Annotated in this window: 19 protein-coding genes; 8 read left to right on the top strand and 11 right to left on the bottom strand. The window is 41.3% G+C overall.

Features of this window, described 5'->3' with window-relative positions; genetic code table 11:
• The first annotated feature begins 29 nt into the window (after positions 1–29).
• Both AC4E92_RS08710 and AC4E92_RS08705 read left to right on the top strand, forming a co-directional pair.
• Entirely contained in the window at positions 30–977 is a 948-nt protein-coding gene (locus tag AC4E92_RS08710) for a substrate-binding domain-containing protein (RefSeq protein WP_490240202.1), read from the top strand.
• 43 nt (positions 978–1020) lie between these two features.
• The gene (locus AC4E92_RS08705) at positions 1021–1941 is read left to right on the top strand and encodes a sugar phosphate isomerase/epimerase family protein (protein ID WP_490240201.1); all 921 of its coding nucleotides are present in this window, start codon (positions 1021–1023) and stop codon (positions 1939–1941) included.
• Positions 1942–1989: 48 nt separating this feature from the next.
• Here AC4E92_RS08705 and lepA read toward each other — a convergent pair whose 3' ends face one another.
• A complete protein-coding gene (lepA, locus tag AC4E92_RS08700; RefSeq protein WP_490240200.1) occupies positions 1990–3810 on the bottom strand; it encodes a translation elongation factor 4 in 1821 nt (606 codons plus the stop codon).
• A complete protein-coding gene (locus AC4E92_RS08695; protein ID WP_490240199.1) occupies positions 3797–4804 on the bottom strand; it encodes a P1 family peptidase in 1008 nt (335 codons plus the stop codon). The genes lepA and AC4E92_RS08695 overlap by 14 nt, the downstream gene beginning before the upstream one ends.
• Before the next feature lie 42 nt (positions 4805–4846).
• Between AC4E92_RS08695 and AC4E92_RS08690 the strand changes: the two genes are divergently transcribed.
• Together AC4E92_RS08690 and AC4E92_RS08685 are read left to right on the top strand one after the other, a co-directional pair.
• Positions 4847–5278, top strand: a complete 432-nt coding sequence (locus tag AC4E92_RS08690) for a methylated-DNA--[protein]-cysteine S-methyltransferase (RefSeq protein ID WP_490240198.1) — start codon at positions 4847–4849, stop codon at positions 5276–5278.
• The gene (locus AC4E92_RS08685; RefSeq protein ID WP_490240197.1) at positions 5275–7191 is read left to right on the top strand and encodes a transglycosylase domain-containing protein; all 1917 of its coding nucleotides are present in this window, start codon (positions 5275–5277) and stop codon (positions 7189–7191) included. The genes AC4E92_RS08690 and AC4E92_RS08685 overlap by 4 nt, the downstream gene beginning before the upstream one ends.
• Positions 7192–7202: 11 nt before the next feature.
• On the opposite strand, the gene AC4E92_RS08680 is transcribed toward AC4E92_RS08685, so the two are convergent.
• From AC4E92_RS08680 to AC4E92_RS08665, 4 genes are read right to left on the bottom strand one after another with little or no spacing between them, the layout of a single operon-like run.
• The gene (locus tag AC4E92_RS08680; protein WP_490240196.1) at positions 7203–8036 is read right to left on the bottom strand and encodes a carbohydrate ABC transporter permease; all 834 of its coding nucleotides are present in this window, start codon (positions 8034–8036) and stop codon (positions 7203–7205) included.
• 9 nt (positions 8037–8045) lie between these two features.
• A complete protein-coding gene (locus AC4E92_RS08675; protein WP_490240195.1) occupies positions 8046–8918 on the bottom strand; it encodes a carbohydrate ABC transporter permease in 873 nt (290 codons plus the stop codon).
• 59 nt (positions 8919–8977) lie between these two features.
• The gene (locus tag AC4E92_RS08670) at positions 8978–10321 is read right to left on the bottom strand and encodes an ABC transporter substrate-binding protein (protein WP_490240194.1); all 1344 of its coding nucleotides are present in this window, start codon (positions 10319–10321) and stop codon (positions 8978–8980) included.
• A 21-nt stretch (positions 10322–10342) separates the two neighbouring features.
• On the bottom strand, positions 10343–10930 hold the full coding sequence (locus AC4E92_RS08665) for an HAD family hydrolase (protein ID WP_490240193.1): 588 nt from the start codon (positions 10928–10930) through the stop codon (positions 10343–10345).
• 207 nt (positions 10931–11137) lie between these two features.
• On the opposite strand from AC4E92_RS08665, the gene AC4E92_RS08660 reads away from it, so the two are divergent.
• The 4 genes from AC4E92_RS08660 to AC4E92_RS08645 all read left to right on the top strand — a co-directional run bounded on the left by AC4E92_RS08660 (position 11138) and on the right by AC4E92_RS08645 (position 13159).
• Positions 11138–11566 (top strand): hypothetical protein, encoded by a 429-nt coding sequence (locus AC4E92_RS08660; RefSeq protein ID WP_490240192.1) that lies wholly within the window; start codon positions 11138–11140, stop codon positions 11564–11566.
• 93 nt (positions 11567–11659) lie between these two features.
• Positions 11660–12475 (top strand): septum site-determining protein MinD, encoded by an 816-nt coding sequence (gene minD, locus AC4E92_RS08655; protein ID WP_490240191.1) that lies wholly within the window; start codon positions 11660–11662, stop codon positions 12473–12475.
• Positions 12472–12753 (top strand): hypothetical protein, encoded by a 282-nt coding sequence (locus AC4E92_RS08650; RefSeq protein WP_490240190.1) that lies wholly within the window; start codon positions 12472–12474, stop codon positions 12751–12753. The genes minD and AC4E92_RS08650 overlap by 4 nt, the downstream gene beginning before the upstream one ends.
• Positions 12754–12763: 10 nt before the next feature.
• Positions 12764–13159, top strand: a complete 396-nt coding sequence (locus AC4E92_RS08645; RefSeq protein WP_490240189.1) for a secondary thiamine-phosphate synthase enzyme YjbQ — start codon at positions 12764–12766, stop codon at positions 13157–13159.
• A gap of 2 nt (positions 13160–13161) precedes the next feature.
• On the opposite strand, the gene AC4E92_RS08640 is transcribed toward AC4E92_RS08645, so the two are convergent.
• Genes AC4E92_RS08640 through AC4E92_RS08620 form a run of 5 tightly spaced genes read right to left on the bottom strand, consistent with a single transcriptional unit; the run spans position 13162 to position 18064 of the window.
• Positions 13162–14292 carry a type III PLP-dependent enzyme gene (locus AC4E92_RS08640; protein WP_490240188.1) on the bottom strand — a complete coding sequence of 377 codons (1131 nt, stop codon included), beginning with the start codon at positions 14290–14292 and terminating at the stop codon, positions 13162–13164.
• Complete coding sequence (locus AC4E92_RS08635) at positions 14283–15248, bottom strand: GAF domain-containing protein (protein WP_490240187.1); 966 nt, start codon at positions 15246–15248, stop codon at positions 14283–14285. The genes AC4E92_RS08640 and AC4E92_RS08635 overlap by 10 nt, the downstream gene beginning before the upstream one ends.
• The gene (locus tag AC4E92_RS08630) at positions 15245–15670 is read right to left on the bottom strand and encodes an RrF2 family transcriptional regulator (protein WP_490240186.1); all 426 of its coding nucleotides are present in this window, start codon (positions 15668–15670) and stop codon (positions 15245–15247) included. Before AC4E92_RS08630 ends, AC4E92_RS08635 begins: the two co-directional genes overlap by 4 nt.
• 17 nt (positions 15671–15687) lie before the next feature.
• Complete coding sequence (locus AC4E92_RS08625) at positions 15688–17394, bottom strand: peptidoglycan DD-metalloendopeptidase family protein (RefSeq protein ID WP_490240185.1); 1707 nt, start codon at positions 17392–17394, stop codon at positions 15688–15690.
• Between the two features lie 7 nt (positions 17395–17401).
• Positions 17402–18064, bottom strand: coding sequence for a DUF2225 domain-containing protein (locus tag AC4E92_RS08620; protein WP_490240184.1), 663 nt, complete (start codon positions 18062–18064; stop codon positions 17402–17404).
• Between the last annotated feature and the right edge of the window lie 356 nt (positions 18065–18420).

Here is an 18420-nt window from a genome sequence, read left to right as displayed (position 1 = left end):
TGAGGGGTTATTTCAAGGGAGGTGTTTTTATGAGAAGGTTTCTTGTGTTCTTGTTTGTAGCAATGGTGGTGTTTAGTTTCGCCGAAAAGATCAGAGTAGGTGTGGCAATCCCTGCAGCAGATCACGGATGGACTGGTGGAATGGTCTGGTGGGCACAGTATGCCATCAAGCAGTACCAGAATGATCCAAACGTCGAATTTTACCTGGTGACAGCAAAAGAGCCAAGTGAGCAAATAGCTCAGGTTCAAGCTCTCATGGCAAAAGGCATTGATGCACTTGTGATCAACCCTTACGAATCAGCTCCACTCACACCGATTTGTGTTCAAGCATTCAGACAGGGCATTTTCACAGTCATAGTAGACAGGGGAATAAATTCTGAAGAGTACAACACCTACATTGCTGGCGACAACTACATGTACGGCTATCTCGCCGGAAAGTACATTGCTGAAAAGCTCAAAGGAAAGGGAAATATCGTAGTTATCAGAGGTATACCATGCAGTATCGACGATGAAAGAGTGAAAGCCTTCAAAGATGCCATAAGTCTTTATCCAGATTTGAAGATCATAGCCGAGCAACCGGGATACTGGAGCAGAGAAAAAGCCTTTGAGGTTATGCAAACACTTCTGACAAAGTTCTCAACAATCGATGCAGTTTGGACAGGCGACGATGATATGCTCCACGGTGTTCTTCTGGCGCTCAAGCAAGCTGGCAGAGACAAAAACATTGTACTGGTTGGTGGCGCTTGCGAGAAGAATATCGTCAAGATGATCATGGATGGCAACCCACTCATCGGTGTTGATTTCACTTATCCACCAAACATGATTTCCACAGCTATAAACCTTGCGGTAATGGCTCTGAGAAAACAGGATCTCAACGGATTCTATCAGAGAGGTATTCCAAGAAAGATCATTCTTGCAACAGAAACGATAACAAAAGAGAATGCAAAAGACTATTACTTCCCAGAATCTGTCTTTTAGAACCGGGGTCAGGCGCATGCCTGACCCTTAAGGAGGTTAAAGGATGAAAATCGGTTTTTTGACAGTTGCCCTTGGAAATACAAAGTTTGAAGAAATAGCAAAATGGTCTGGGGAGAACGGATTTGAAGCTTTGGAGGTTGCTGCCTGGCCGCTTGTGAACGAGAGAGATTTTTCATCAACGACCATAGACGTTACAGACTTCAATGAAAAGAAAGCCGAAGAGATTAAAAAATTACTCGATAAACACAACCTGTTCATATCTTCCTTAGCCTATTACGATAACAACCTCGATGCAGACGAACAAAAAAGAAAAAGCATCAACGAACATCTTAAGAAAGTCATAGATGCTGCGCATCTTTTGAAAGTAGAACTTGTCGGGACCTTTATCGGAAGAGACATAAGAAAATCTGTCGAGGAAAACATAAGTGAATTTGAAAAAGTATTCAAACCGTTGATTGCTTATGCGGAAAAAAAGAATGTAAAGCTGATGATAGAAAACTGTCCAATGGTGGGATGGCAAGAACCTGAAAAAATAGGCAATATCTTTTACTCACCTCAGTTGTGGAAAGAAATCTTCAGAATAACACCGGATTCTTTTGGCTTGAATTTCGATCCATCTCATCTGTTCTGGCTTGGTATCGATTATATAAACGCAATTGAGCAGTTCAAGGACAGGATCTTTCATGTTCATGCAAAAGATGTTGAAATAGACGACGATAAACTGCATGATCAGAGCATCTTTGGACATTTTGGAACCAATTTGCACGGCAAAAGCTGGTGGGTATACAGACTGCCAGGTTTGGGAGAAATAGATTGGCAGGAATTTATCAGAGCTTTGAAGAAAATCGGCTACGATTTTGTGATCAGCATAGAACATGAAGATCCGGTCTGGTCTGGCAGTGTCGAAAGGTCAAAAGCTGGTTTAAAGATGGGACTTAAGCATCTCAAAGAATTTGTAGATTGAAAAGGCGGGATATACCCGCCTTTGAATTTCAATTACTGACTGTTGGCTTCAATTTGACCGATCTTGTTCTTCATCTATTCTCAAAAGAGCGAGAAAGGCTTCCTGAGGAATTGTCACCTGTCCTATTTCTCTGAGTTTTTTCTTCCCCTCTTTTTGTTTTTCGAGCAACTTCATTTTTCTTGTTACATCTCCACCGTAACACTTTGCGAGTACATCCTTTCTGAGTGCTTTTATGTCTGCACGTGCGATGATCCTTCCGTGTGCCTTTGCCTGAATGGGTATTTCAAACTGATGGCGTGGTATCAGTTCAGAAAGTTTGTCAACCAATTTCTTTGCCACGGTGTATTCTTTACTTCTATGTGTGATCGTTGCAAGTGCATCAACAGGCTCTTTGTTCACCAGTATCGATACCTTTACCACTTCAGATTCCTCATATCCCATGAATTCATAGTCCATAGAAGCATAGCCTCTGCTCATAGCCTTGAGCCTATCGAAAAAATCTGTTATTATCTCGGCAAGCGGCACTTTGAAACTCATAACCACTCTGTTCTTGCCGGCGTTTTCTGTGTGAAGTAATGTCGCCCTTCTTTCATTTTGAAGGTTTGTAAAAATGTCACCGACATAATCTGTTGGAGTTATCACCGAGAGTTTCACAAACGGCTCGTAAACCTTCTGAATCTGATCTTCGTCCGGGAATTTGGCTGGATCGTTCACCAGTAAAGTCTCTCCATTGTTCAAAAGCACTTTGTATTCGACATTTGGTGCGGTTAGAATGACAGCCATTTCGTACTCTCTTTCCAACCTTTCTCTAACTATATCCATGTGCAGTAAACCAAGAAAACCACATCTAAAACCAAAACCAAGAGCAGGTGAATGAGTTGGTTCAAAACTCAACGCCCAATCATTCAATTTGAGCTTTTCAAGTGATTTTTTCAGTTCCTCATAATACTCAGGTAAGCCCGGAAACATTCCCGCATAGACCATTGGTTTCACCTGTCTGTAACCGGGCAGAGGAGAATCAACGGGATTAATTGCACTGGTGATTGTGTCACCAACTTTCGCGTGAGAAACTTCTTTGATTCCGGCTATGATATAACCCACCTCACCGGGACCGAGCTCATCAATTGGTTTCATATCAGGTGAAAAGATGCCAACTTCCACAACTTCGTACTTTTCATTTGTTGACATAATCATGATTCTGTCATTTTTTCTGATAACACCATCAAAGACTCTCACATAGACTATGACACCACGGTATTTGTCATACTTTGCATCAAAGATCAAAGCCTTGAGAGGTTTTGTTGAATCTCCTTTTGGGGGTCGAATTCTTTCTATTATCGCATCCAAAACTTCTTTGACTCCTTCACCTGTTTTTGCACTCATTTTCAAAATCTCTGATCGATCTATTCCGACAAGACTCACCAACTCACTGGCTGATTCTTCGATATTGGCATTGGGCAGATCTATTTTGTTCAAAACCGGAACAAGATCAAGGTCATTTTCAATTGCAAGGTACGTATGTGCAACAGTCTGTGCTTCAACACCCTGAGAAGCATCTACGATCAGCACTGCACCTTCACACGCCGCCATACTTCTGCTCACTTCGTAAGAAAAATCGACATGCCCCGGTGTATCTATGATGTTTATTTCATATTCTTTTCCACCATACTCATAAAGCACTTTCACAGGCTGCGCTTTAATCGTTATTCCACGCTCTCTTTCGATATCCATTTGATCTAAAAACTGTTCATGCATGATCCTTGGATCAACACTTTTTGTGAGTTCAAGAATTCTGTCAACAAATGTGGTTTTACCATGATCTATATGAGCAATAATGCAGATGTTTCTGATCAACTCAATATCTTTCAACTTGATCCCTCCTGGTTGATTCTATCACCCATTCAACAGGTATGGCTTTTGCTGTGCCGAGAAAACCCGTGATATCCTGCGCACAAAAAAGGGCATCACAAATCGCTTCGTATGTGCATTCCACAGCGGCTCTGAACAACAGATCAAATGTATCTTTTGTTTCTTCAACATACCCCTTTGCTGTTGAAAAAGCAATACAAACATCGCCACTCGAATGATACCCCGCCGCACCAAGCATTCCCAAGGCAAGAAAAGAGTGCCTTGCTATTCTCTTTAACTGCCTAGAATCAAGTGGCATGTTCGTCGCAATCACTATGATGATAGAACCATGCTCCTGTTTTTTCTCCACACCAGGTTTGACAAAATCTGACGCTTTTTTGCCCAAAATACACAGATCTTCATAACTTCCGAAATTCGCAAGTACCAGTGAACCCATAACAAAACCGTCTTTCAAAATCCTCGATGCACTTCCAATACCACCCTTGAAACCAAAACAGATCATCCCATTTCCTGCTCCAACGCTCCCAAGTTCAAAATTCTCCGACGCTGAATCTATAGCCTGCTGTATGTGTTCTATTTTCACCGCCGGGTAGAGTATGTCATTCAAAAATCCATCGTTGCATTCACAAACAACGGGATTCAAAGTTCTAAAACTGTATTTTTTACTCATGTAATTGACCAGTCCCTCGAATCCCACACCAACACTGAGCGTGTTGGTTAAAATCACAGGAGTTTCTATCTGTCCAAGTTCTTCTATCTGCATCAAGCCGGCGGATTTTCCAAAGCCATTCAGTATTGCACAAGCTGCTGTCACTGGTTGCTCAAACACTCTCTGCGGTACTATCGCAGTCACACCAGTCCTGACTGTTGTGGGATGGTCGCTGTAAAGTGTCACATGCCCGACTTTGATTTGTCCGACATCTGTGATAAGATTCTTTTCTGCGGGAGGTAGTTTACCAAAACTCAATCCCAGTTCTCGAAATCTTTTTCTCATTGGATCACCTCAAAGATATTATGACAGAAAGGAGATAAACTTATGAACTGTCAATCCTTTGAAACAGAATGCGGTTATATATGTGTATATGAAAAAGATGGCTATGTTACCAGAATAGAGTTCAACAAAAGATGCGATGGAAAAATAAAACAGGACATAGCAATTCAGATCGAAGAATACCTTCAGGGTAAAAGAGAAAAACTCGAATTTGATGTGATATTCTCAGGTACAGAGTTTCAAAAAAAGGTATGGACATCTTTAAAAGAAATACCTTACGGACAGACAGTGACTTATAAACAACTTTCTGAAAAGCTAAAAACCTCTCCAAGGGCAATCGGGCAGGCTTTAAAGACAAATCCTCTGCCGATATATTTTCCATGTCACAGAGTTGTGGCAAAAAATTCAATCGGCGGGTTCAATGGCGGTATACAGTTTAAAAAGATGCTGCTCAAGATCGAGGGGTGCGAGTTTTGAAAAAAATCGCATTTTTCACAGGCTTAGCCATATCTCTAACAGGTTTGTTTTTGTGTTATTTTCTGATCACAAAAGACCTTGATGCGCCAGAATCACACCTTCCAACCGGCTTGATCATGTTCTACAAGGACGGCTCACCTATCATGCTATCGAGAACTTTCTGGAAGAACCTGCCAGAAGTACCTGCAGTGCTGATCAACGCATTGATTTCTTCCGAAGACAAAAATTTTGCTTTTCACCCAGGTATTGATCTTGAAGGAATTGTAAGGGCAACTGTTAGAAATCTATTGGCATTTTCGATAAACGAAGGTGCAAGCACAATCACTCAACAGCTTGCAAGAACACTTTACCTATCTTTGGAACGGACCTGGCAAAGAAAGATCAAGGAAGCTTTTATCGCACTGTGGCTTGAAAGAGTGCGCACAAAGGACGAAATTTTGCAAATGTACCTGAACTCTGTTTACATGGGAAATGGCTTGTATGGACTTGCCAGTGCCTGTAATTATTATTTTGGAAAAGATCTCTCAAATGTGAATCTGCAGGAAAGTGCCATTCTCGTGGGAATAATAAGATCTCCTGAAAATTACAATCCACTTAAAAACCCCGAGCTTTCCAAGAAGAAGGCGAAAACAGTTTTAACAGCGATGTTGAAGGAAGGATATCTGACCTTGGAACAGTACAACGAACAATTACCGCTTATAGATAAGCTCACCTTTGTCGAAAAACAGAACAGGAATCTGGATGAAGAAGTTTTCTGGAGAGTTGTGAGAGAACTGAACTCAATTGGTTTTGGCTTGAATGAAGTCAGGCAGGGCTATCGCATCTACACAACACTTGACCCGCTATTGATGAGAAATTCTGTACAGTTAGAACAAAATACGGTCCTGGAAGCCATAGATCCTTTCAGTGGTGCTGTGCTTGCATACAGAGGTATCGGTTTAACATACCCTGAGGGCAAAAGGCAAATCGGTTCGGCTATAAAACCTCTGTATTATTATCTGGCACTGCTGGAAGGCTGGAGCCTGAACAGCCAGCTGACTGATTTACCAATCAAAATCGGTGACTGGACACCTGAGAATTTCGATAAACAGTACAAAGGATCTGTTACCATGGCACAGGCTCTCATAGAATCGAGAAACATACCTTCTGTGAATCTGTTCATGCAGCTTGGCATGGATAAAGTCGTTGAGTTTCTTCAAAAAGAGATGAAGCTCAATGGATATTATCCAAATGACTTGACAATCTCTCTTGGTACAATCGAAACCGCTCCAGAAGAGATTTTAAAGTGTTATGCAGCCATTTTCAACGGCGGTGTGGTTCTCCAGCCTTACATAATAGACTCAATTCAAGATCCATACGGCAGGATTATCTACAAAGCATTTCCAAAGATTTTGAGTGTCATAAGGAGCAGAAAAAACAGTACGATAGCCGCAAGCTCATTACTTTTGAGTGTTATGAAACGCGTAGTCGATCAGGGAACAGGTGTTTATGCAAGGCAAAAAGTACCGGTTGCTGGTAAAACTGGTACTTCAGAAAAAACAGCGTGGTTCATCGGTGGAGATAGTCAGATAATTCTGGCAGTAGCGGTAGATGGCAAAAATCTCACAGGCGGAGTCAACGCAGCGCCGATATGGGCTAAGATCATCTCATCTTATCCGTACAAAGGTATCTTACCAGACTGGAAAGTTCAACCATCTCAATCAGACAAGAATACCTACGTTATGCCAACACTGGATGTCGAAAGGATCCTTCAATTGATAGTTGAAGGAAAATTAACACTCGATTCTCTTTTGAAACTGACAGAACAGATGAGCAACTCGATGGTGCTCGATCTTTTGAGCGCATTGAACCAGAGTTCACCTGACCTTGCAAAAGATCTATGGGAAAAAATAAAAGACACTCGTTCCTGGTGATCAAAAACCATTTATTTGATAGCTCCAACGGTTATACCCTGCAAAAAATATCTCTGGAATGCGAAAAAGACTATGAGCATGGGTATTGCGGCATAAGTCGCACTTGCCATGTGTAGCGCATATTCCATCGGGATTTCTTCGCGTATCATCACAAGACCGGCTTGAAGTGTCTTCATCGCTGTCGTGTTTGTGACAATCAGGGGCCACAAAAAATCGTTCCATTCGTTGACAAAGGTGAAGATACCAAGAACCGCTATCGCTGGTTTTGATATTGGAAAGATGATCTTCCAGAATGTTTGAAATTCACCTGCTCCATCAATTCTGGCAGCTTCGATGATTTCATCCGGTAGAGTTACCATGAACTGTCTCATCAAAAACACGCCAAATGGTGCCGCCAAGCTCGGCAGAATCAAACCCCAGTAAGTGTTTATCATCCTCAAGTTGGAAACTATTATGTACAAAGGTATCAGTGTAACCTGGTTGGGTATCATCATTGAGGCGATGTAAATCCAGAAAAACAATTTTGCACCGGGGAATTTCTTTTTCGCGATTGCATATCCTGCCATCGCACACAGTATTATTCTAAATAATGTGACAGAACCTGCGACTATCAGACTGTTGAGTGTCCATCTGAGAATATACGGTCTTTGAAACAGCTTTATGAAATTGACAAATGTCGGATTTTTGGGAAAGATCTCCGGAGGAAATTTCAGAACCAGTGCAGGTGGTTTGAGAGCAGTTACAACCATCCAGTAAAGCGGTATAAAAGCCATCAATCCGAGTACGGACAGTATGATCAGTGAAATCACATTCTTGATCAACTTCGAACGGTTGATTTTAGCCATCAGATCACCTCAGTACTGAACATTTGATCCAAGCCACTTAAACTGAATTATCCCTAAACCCACCAAAATCACAAACATTACCATGGACATTGCAGAGGCTAAACCCAGATTGTAATCCCTAAACGCCGTTGTGTAGACAAGATATGCAACGGTAATCGTTGAAAATTCTGGTCCTCCCTGGGTCATGACGTATATGTTCGAAAAAGTTTGAAAATTTGAGATGGTACCCATGACAAGCGCATACAAAATGGTTGGTTTTAGCAATGGAACAGTTATTTTGACAAAGATTTTCCAGGAATTAGCCCCCTCTATCTTTGCCGCTTCAAAGTAGTACTCTGGTATAGAAGCCATAGCAGCAGAGAGCAATACGATGGTAGAACCTCCGCCCATAATCACCTGCATGATAATTAAAGACGGCATCGCTGTGAGTTTATTTCCAAGCCAGACAACAGGGTTTAAACCCATCAATTTCATGAAATAATTGAGCAAACCAAAGGTTGGGTTGAATATCCACAACCATATCAGAGAAATTATGACCGATGAGGTAACATGGGGCAAATAAAAAACCGTTTTGAAGAAAGTCTTTATGGGTTTTCGAAATGGATATATCAGAACAGTCACAAGTAATGCTTTACCGAGCCAGAGTGGAACAACGCCGAATGTATACACAAAAGTGTTCGCAAGGGCTTTTCTAAACAACCAATCATCGAAAATCGTTCTGTAGTTTTCCAAACCTATGAAAGTCTTTGAAAAAACATTGTAGTCGAACAAACTCAGGTACACTCCACTGCCAACGGGTATCAGGAAAAAGACCAGAAATAAAATGAAATGTGGTAACAGGAAAAAATATCCGTACCGACCTTTGTGGATTTTTTTGAACAAACTCAAGCCACATCACCTCACGAAAATCGAAAGGACGACCAGCCGGTCGTCCAGACATATCACTTTGTTTTTTTCAGAATCTTGTTTGCCTCTAAAACAAAATCTTCCAGTGCCTTTTGAGGTGTTTTCGTCTTTGCAAATGTCGCTTCTAAAGCCGCAACAAAGTATGCATTCATCTGAGACCATGGAAATTCTTCGCTTCCGAAAAACTCCATACCGTATCTGTCCATGATTTTTGCGTAATTTCTGACCTGCTCATTCATGTATGGGTCGTTCTTATAAAGTGTTTCGTTGACTGATTTTCTCGCTGTCAGATACTGAAGGGTTTCAAGCAAAGCAATGTTTTGTTTGTTGGTTATGAATTTGAGAAATTCAAAGATCATCTCTCTTTTTTTAGGATCACTCTGTTTAAAAACCACAAAGCCGCTACCGCGAGCGTATGCCACAGGATCTTTGCCTTCAACATGCGGGAATGGAGCAATAACCGGATAGAATGCTTCAGAAAGGCGCCCTTCCTTTACATACCGGGTGATCCTACCTATTTCATACGGACCACCAAAACCTATACTCGCTTTGTGCGTATGGAAGTAACTTATCACACCGTAGATATCAAGTGCCTCGGCACCTTTTGGTGCAACACCATATTTTTCTATCAAATCAAGCACAAACTGAAGACCCTTTACCGCCTCGGGGCTGTTGAGAATTACCTCTGACTCATCGTCATTTGTCAATCTTCCACCGAAAGCATAAATGAAATTCAAAATGTTGTGAACCATATCACCTTTTGCCCCAAGTGCAAGAGCATAATGATCAATCTGTCCATCGCCGTCGCTGTCCCAGGTGAGTTTTTTGCATACCTCAACAAATTCCTCCATTGTCCAGCCTTCGTTGACAATTTTTCGCCAGTCAATACCAGCCTTTTCAAAATCCGGCGTGTACAAAAGCATGGTCGAACCCATGCCATTTGTTCCATAGACCCATGGCCAGACATAGTGTTTTCCATTGATGTAGCCAGCCTTCAAACATTGATCATAGAAGTCATTCCAATCCTCTTCAGACAGATAATCATCAATTGGTTCAAGCAGTCCGCTTTTTGCCCAGCGACTGTCCCAGACAGGACCCTTGAAGAAGTCCGGCTGAGTTTTTGTAGCAATTGCTGCTGCGAGCTTTTGAGCATATTCCTGATTCGTCACAAGCACATACTTGACTTCCACATCAGGATGGAGCTTCATGAACTCTTCCGAAATCCATTTTGGAAATTCTTCACCTGTTAGAGCCTTGTCTGCTGGATACCCAGGAGGTGTTATTCTCCACGGGTTGATCCACCAGGTAATCGTTATCTTCGCAGGTAAAACCACGGTTCCAACCAAAAGCAAAACTACAAAAAGAACCTTCCAGCTCACCTTCACAAAAATCTCCCCTTTCTATTTGTTAGGCAGAAGTTGCAAATCAAACAACTTCTGTCCAAGTTCCTGTGCATTGGTGAAGATAAACGACTGGATACCAATATCAGACGCTGCTTGGACATTTTCATCCATGTCATCTATGAAAACCGTATTTTCTGGTTCAAATCCTTCTTCTTTTAGAATGTGAAGATAAAATCGATGATCTGGCTTCATATAACCAACCAAATGAGAGGCATATACTTTATCAAAAAACCTGTAATCGCCTCGCTTCAAATGCACTTTGTAATGTGATTCAATCGTATTTGTACCAGCCACAACTCGATGAGCAATCTTCAATTGATTTATTATCTTCACCGTTTCCATGTTCAGTGTGGGATTGAAAAACTTTGCCCACAGATCCTCGTCAACAGATATACCAGATATTCGGGAAAATTCCATCCAGAATTGCCGTAATGAGATTGTTCCTGTTTGAATTTCTTTTAAACCCGCCTGATTTGCTATACTCAAAAACTCGGATTTTGATAAACCAAGATACTCGCATATACTTGGAACCACAGAAGTATTGTCACACACCACACCACCTACGTCGAATATGAAAAGTCTCAATGCCATCACCCCTTTCAGGTCTGCACAGATAATACTATAACATATAGTATGTATTTATGTCATATCTTTTCTATCTAAATTTGGCATTTAACAAAAGCAGGTGGAAAAGTTTTGGTTTTTGTGGTTTAATTTATTTTGCATTCGTTGAACTGCTTAGAAGATATTGGTGTCTATTAATGGAAAAGTATTCTCATGGAGGTGAGCAATATGCAACCCTGGATGGAAAAGTATGTAACCACAAGGGAGGAAAGAAATCAGCTCAGACAGTTATTGCAAACTGGTGAAATCAGTGATCTTGAGAACACTTTTGGAGATGATTTTGTGAGAGAATTGATTGAGAATTCTGAACATCTCGAATCTTATGGAGATTATGAAATACTCAAATTTGCCGATGAAGGCAAGGTCAGATTGATAGCAATAGGATATGAGAGAAAGCACGGAATTCCCTATGTCGTACAGGAACTCATACTGGACAAAGACGAATACAACGAATCGAGCGTAGAAGAACTTAAAGAGCTCATCGACAGTGACTATATCGAAGAAGATAGCGAAGAAATTGAAAGGCTTGTTGATATTGACGAATATGAAGATACCGATGACTATGAGGACTTTGACGAATACGACGAATATGATTGACCTTATTTTTGTAATGAGAGCTTTTGTTTTTCGATGTGGTAAAATCTAATTAAAAGATCTGCTTTTTCCCACGATTGGAAGGTGGTGAAATGAGTGGCGAAGGTAATCGTGGTAACCTCGGGGAAGGGTGGTGTTGGTAAGACCACGATAACTGCGAATCTTGGCTGCACCTTAGCCAAATTGGGCGACAAAGTGTGTCTAATCGATGCCGATATAGGTCTGAAAAACCTCGATGTTGTTCTTGGACTTGAGAATAGAGTCGTGTACACATTGCTGGATGTTGTGAACGGGAAGGTGAATGCTCAGGAAGCCTTGGTAAGGCATAAACAGATGAGGAATCTGTATTTACTCGCAGCCTCACAAGTAGCCACAAAAGAGATGGTTTCTCCAGAAGATATGAAGACCATAGTCAAATCGCTTTATCCTGTATTTGACTATATTCTGATCGATTCTCCCGCCGGCATCGAGAGAGGCTTCAGAAATGCAGTTGCGGCAGCCGAGACTGCTCTCATAGTTACAACTCCTGAGCTGCCGGCTATCTCTGATGCCGACAGAGTGGTTGGATTACTCGAGAACTTCGGGTTCAACGATCGGTCTATGAAAGTGATTCTCAACAGATTCAAGATCAAGATGGTTAAAGCCGGAGAGATGTTGACACAGCAGGATGTGGAGTCGACTCTCGCTCTGGAAATCATAGGTGTTGTCCCAGATTCAGAGGAAGTCATAATAGCAACAAACAAAGGATTGCCCGTTGTTCTAAATGGTGATATGTCAGTTTCAAAGGTCTTTGAAAACATTGCAAAACGCTTGAAAGGCGAATCAATCCCCGTAGACGAAGATATATCTCAGATCTCTGAAAAAGGGTTCGTTGCGTTCTTCAAAAGCCTCTTTAGCAGGAAAAGGGGATGATCTTCGTGTGGTTCTTTGGACTATTTAAGAGAAGAAAACGCGAAAGAAGCAGGGAAACAGCTTACAAAAGACTGGAAACAATCTTAGAACGCAGGCGGCCCGTCGCAGTGACTGAGATAGTCCCAAAGAGTGAGTTTGAGGAAAATTCTGAAAAGATAAAGGAAAGAATAGTTGATTGGGTAAGCGACACCTTCAAAGTTGAAAAGGACAGGGTAAGAGTAGAATTTGAAGAGCACAATGGTTACATAGTCATAATCACAAATGTTTTGTTCGAATGAGGTGAGCTTTTTGAGAAGTCTCACGGTAAAATCATCTCAACGTGAAGAATTCATAGATATCTCCCACGAGATACAGAGAATAGTTGATGAATCGAATATCAAAGAAGGCATCTGCCTTGTTTTTGTTCCACACACAACTGCTGGTGTTACGATAAACGAAGGCAGTGATTGGTCTGTCAGAATGGACATAATAAAAAGACTGGCTGATCTGGCACCAAAGGACTTGAAGTACGAACATCTGGAAAAAAATGCCGATTCACACATAAAAACTTCTCTTATAGGTTCTTCAGTTTCAATTCCTATTTTCAATGGAAAACTGACCCTGGGTACCTGGCAGAAGATCTTTTTATGTGAATTCGACGGTCCCAGAGTCAGAACGGTTGTTGTCCAGATTCTTGGAAGTTGAATTTACTTCAAATCCTGTACAAAATAGACCTTGGGTGAAGGTATTCCGTTGAAATTCGTTCCATATTCAACCGTATATGCTCCAGCATTGATGAAGTAGACTATATCGTCTAAAGTTACATTGTATGGTAGCATCGCATCGTCATAAATCTTGTCCACGCTATCACAGGTTGGACCAGCTAGGACAAATGGTATCTTTTGTTCTGATTCTTTACCATCCACACGTATCTCATATCTGAAATTCTCGATAGTCTCCATCAAGCCATGGAAGACTCCGGCATCTATGTAAACCCACTCTTCACTTCCACGCTGACATCTCAAAAGAACCTTGCTGACCAGTATTGCTGAATTTCCAACCATAGACCTGCCGGGTTCTGCGAATATTTGTAAACCCTTTATACCGTATAGATATTCATTGATCGACTGGACAACTATTTCTCCAATCTCTTCGACAGTAGGTATGGGTTTAACGTGCTTTATTGGTATTCCTCCTCCAATGTCGAGTATCTTCAAGTTTATTCCAAAATTTCTGTCTGCCCAGTAAAATATCTTTGCCACTCTTTCAATTGCGTTTGACCAGCTGTGTGGATCGTAATTCTGCGAACCGACGTGAAAACTCACTCCAACTGGTATCAATCTCAACTTTTGTGCATACGCGATCAAGTCGACTGCGACCAACATGTCAACGCCAAACTTCCTGGATAATGGCCAATCACTGTGAGTGTTTTCAACCGCGACACGTATCACCACCTGAGATCCCGGTGCATTCTCTGCTATCTTTTCAAGTTCCATCGTCGAATCTGCCGCAAAAAGATCCAGACCAAGATCATAAGCTGCCGCGATATCCTTTTCGCGTTTGATGGGGTTTGCAAAGATCATTCTGTCTGGCGTAACACCAAGACCTATCAATTTTCTTATTTCTCCTATCGAAGCCACATCGAAATTACTGCCAAGATCTCTGAGCCTTTCAAGGATTCTCGGATGGCTGTTCGCTTTGATGGCATAAAAGATCTTACATCCAGGGATAGCTCTGGAGAGCCTCTTGTAGTTTTCCTCTACAATATCAAGATCAATCAGCAAAAAAGGCGTTTCAAAGTTTTTAGCAGCCTTCCTGACAATTTCAGTTACTTCCACTCTTTATCACTCCTCACTTTTTGTGATATTTTTTCACAGATGGTATTCAAAAATTTATCATCTTCGTCATCAAAAGGACTGAGTACATGACTGTCTATGTCAAGTTCTCCAAAAATCTTCTGGGATATCTTTATAGGTACCACAATCTCAGATTTCACCTTTGGACTACAGGAAAGGTAGTTGGTTTCTCTTGAGACATCTTGAACCATAAAGGTCATGCCTGTTGCAGCCGCCTGACCGCAGATACCTCTTCCAAAAGGTATTCTCACATGTTCTGTCGGTTCACCCACAAACGGACCAAGTACAAGTTCGTTTTCTCTATCCTGATCCACCAAATAAAATCCAACCCAGTCATAGTAAGCAACCTTTGAATACAGAATTTCGCAGATCATTCGCATTGAATCAGCAAGATTGTGATTTTTCAGCACATCGTCTATCTCATTCAATAGATGTGTAAAGAGTTCCTGCTTTGGAATGTAATTTCCTGCACTTTTACCATCCCTGAAAGATCTCACAGCCTGAAATGTCACTTCAGCAACTTTATCGATAATTCCTTTTTTGTACAGTGAAAGTAAATCTATTAAAATCACATCTTCCCGATTACCCGCAACCACGACCCAGTCTTCAATACCAAGCAAACCTGTCAGGATTATTGAAAAATCTTCTTTTTCAAGCTGGAAAAGATCGTGTCTGTGAGAGACGAGTTTTGAACAGTAAAGTTTCTGATTTCTCGATACATCATGCCAGTATTGCATCAAACTGTCTAAAACAGGACGCTGTAATCCGTCGAGCAGCTCTTTTACTTTCTGCTCAGATAAACCAAACCTTTCTTCGTAATTGCGAATAATCGGTTCGTATTTTTCACGGTACTTTTTCCAGTAGCCATACCAGTCCTTTTTATCGTACCTCAGCATCTGGAAAAAATCGTCCGCTATGTTCTGAACTAAATTTCTCATTTCTCAACCCTTCCTTGACAGTGTTCAAACAGATCTTTGAGAGTAACCGATCTGAGAGTTTCCTCTATAGCCTGCTTCAATCTTTCCCAGATCATAATGCGGATAACACAATTCGACGGATCACTGCAGCAATTTTCATCAAATGTGCATTTAACGATTTTTTGAGGATCGTCCACAGCTTTGACAACATCAAGTGCAGTTATCTGATCGGCTGGTTTTGCCAGTCGATAACCACCTTTTCTTCCACGAGTAGATTGTATTATCCCGGCTTCTTTGAGCTCAACCATGATTTTTTCCGCAAACTCTTTCGGCGCTCTGATTCTACCAAGCACCGTTGTGAGTGAAATTGGCTCGATTTTCTCACAACCAACTATTTCCAGAAGGATCTTGAAGGCATACTCACTTTTAATCGTTATACCCAAGGTTCTCTACCTCCATTTCACCTTGCCTGAGATGTCACAACGTAAACATCCACATAGGAACGCATATTCACAAGTGCCTGTCTCAGACTACTCGTGTAAATATCTATCTTGTCGTTTTTAATGGCTAAGCCAGTATCTTCGACTTTGAAAAATCCGTAATTTGGTTTGTCTGAAAATTGTGGAATGTAAACAACACTGCCAAGAGGAATAACCGATGGATCAGCCGCGATGGTCCACCAGTCCTTAGGCACAGTACCACTCGCCGTTACACGAAAGGTTGGATGCTCCGGTAACTTTGCATCCTCCCATTCTGAGTAGTAAGTTGCCTCAAATTTACCGGCGTATTTGAGAAGAATTCTCAAAGGATCTCTTGGCTCACCATCTATCCAGATTTCAAAATGAAAGATCGTATCAACCGTACCTATGCTCTGACCAGTTGTCAACCACTGACCTTGTGAAACTTCAACGGTACTGAGATTTCCATAGATCGCCAATATGCCGTTCCCGTGATCGACTCGAACGTAATATCCATATCCATCCTGTAAGATACTCAAAACTCTACCGGGCAAGATCGAGTAAACCTTTTCCTGGTTGGTCACTTTGATTTCTATTCCAGTTCTTGCACCTCCACCGGCAGGTTCAGAGAAGACACCAACCACATCCTGCGGGTTCAATGGACGGCTCAATGGATATTTAAACAGCGAGCTGGTATCTTCTATCGGTATTTTTATCCTCTGACCAACCAGCAACCTGTTAGCATCCTGAATCTGGTTCAGTTCCATTACCTGTCTCACCTTATCCTGTTTTAGACCGTAGGCTTGAAGAATACCGGATAGTGTATCACCAGGTTTCACAATGTATGTTATGTACCCCTGATCAAGCTTTAAGAATCTATCCCTATCGTATTCACGAACAATTCCACGTAAATTCTCAAGTTCTGTGGCTAACTGCCGAACAAGGGCTGTTGTGTTGGCGATATATTGCTGTAATTCTTCAGAAGTGCCAGAAACAGCCGGCTTTTGTGTGAATTTTTGAAAATCACGCCTGAGACTGGTTTCTGTCTCTTTTAAAGCAGACCTCAACTGGTTGATCTCTGTTTCAATGAAAGAAATATCTACTTTAGATTGCACTTGAGGTGCTTGAAAAGCCAGTTTCTCTATGGTATTCTCAACGGACTTTATTCTCGAAGAAAGCTCTAAAACTTCCGAAACTTGATTTGAAATCGATGTGACAGAATTCTCCAAACTGTTCAATCTTTCGGCAATTTTTCTTGCATCTACCTGCTCCAAAAGCTGCTCGGTCTGCTGAACAAATCTCTCATAAGCCAGTTGCTGCTGTTTTTGAGAAGCTTCAAGATCACCCAATCTGTATATGAGCTCTCTGATATCTGACACGTTCAAAGCCACAGAAAGCTGGCTGTAACGCATTTCAAGGGTTGTGATTCTTGCCAAGATGTCCTTTAGCTCGTCCTGCGAAACTATTGGAATACTTTTTTGTTCATTTATAGCCTGTTTTGCTGCTGCAACTTCACTGTTTATCCTTGAAACTTCTTTTTGCAGGTTCTGAAGGTCCTTTTGACTTGTGATGTTGCTTTTTTCGAGTTGAGAAATTCTGTATTCAAGATCGTCCAATCTTCTGTTTATCTGTTCAAGTAAATCCTGGTTGTATGGACTGCACGCGAATAAAAACAGTAATACACAAAAGAGCAAGAGTAACCTTTTCATTCGCTTTTCACTTCCCCATGGTAATTTCCTGCCATTCTTTGCGTGCCAGCTTTACATAAATGGAACTGGAATTTCCAAATTTCTGTATCAAGGTTGAAAACCATTTAACTGCTTCTTTCTTATTGGAAAGACGCGCATTCAACTCCCCAAGGTAGAAAATAACCATGACCTGCTGATCTTCAGAGAGCTCCTCTTTTGTATAGCTTTCCATGAAATGCTTCAACGCTCCAGTTAGAGCTTTGATTTCCTCATCGTGATTATTCATATCCCTGAAAATCCAGGCGAGTTTTAGATATGCTTCAGCTGCGCGCAGATGCTTTTCGAGTATCGTGTAGACTGCGGCAGCTATTGTGAAAAGTGAAGCTCCATCGCTCAGTTTTCTATCTTTGGAAAGATCGATCGACAAAAGTGCCTTTAATTTTTCACAGAGTTTCTTAAGCATTTCTTTTTGCTTTTGAGAGAGTGATATCTCAAAATCACTTTCAAAAGCCGTATAGAAACACTCAGGACATGTCACGGGCTGAAATAGCAAGGCATTAACACCGTCATAAATTGGTTTCAGGTCGCTGTCACGTTCTTTGATTTTAATGGCATCACTGAACACACGAACAGAACGAAACGTCTTTCCGCAGACGGGACATTTGAATTCTTGCTCCCAAAAGGTTTGCAAGATTGCACCTCCACTGCCGTGTGAAATTATATCACCGATTATTTCGACTTTATTTTGCGGATTTTTTCCAGAACCATTAGTTTTTTCGAATCACTCGTAGCCATATTCCTTTAAAAGATTAAGTGCACGATCTGTGAACAGTATGTTCTTTCTCTCAACTCGAAATTGATTTTTCTGAAGGTAAAACTGAGTCTTTTTTCCCAAGCCCGTTCAACTCGGTGAAGAATAAATTTGCTTTTTCCATAGATTTGGAATCTTCACAGAAATTTTAAAAGACGGGTAATAACTTGACAAAGGTAAAGGGTCTATAATGTGATTTGCCTACCAAAAATCGAGGTGTGTACTTTGACAATTCT

This window comes from Pseudothermotoga sp., assembly GCF_031962025.1.
Classification (GTDB): Bacteria; Thermotogota; Thermotogae; order Thermotogales; family DSM-5069; genus Pseudothermotoga_B.
The sequence above is the reverse complement of the archived record's forward strand: the minus strand, read 5'-3'. Positions and strand labels throughout refer to the sequence as shown.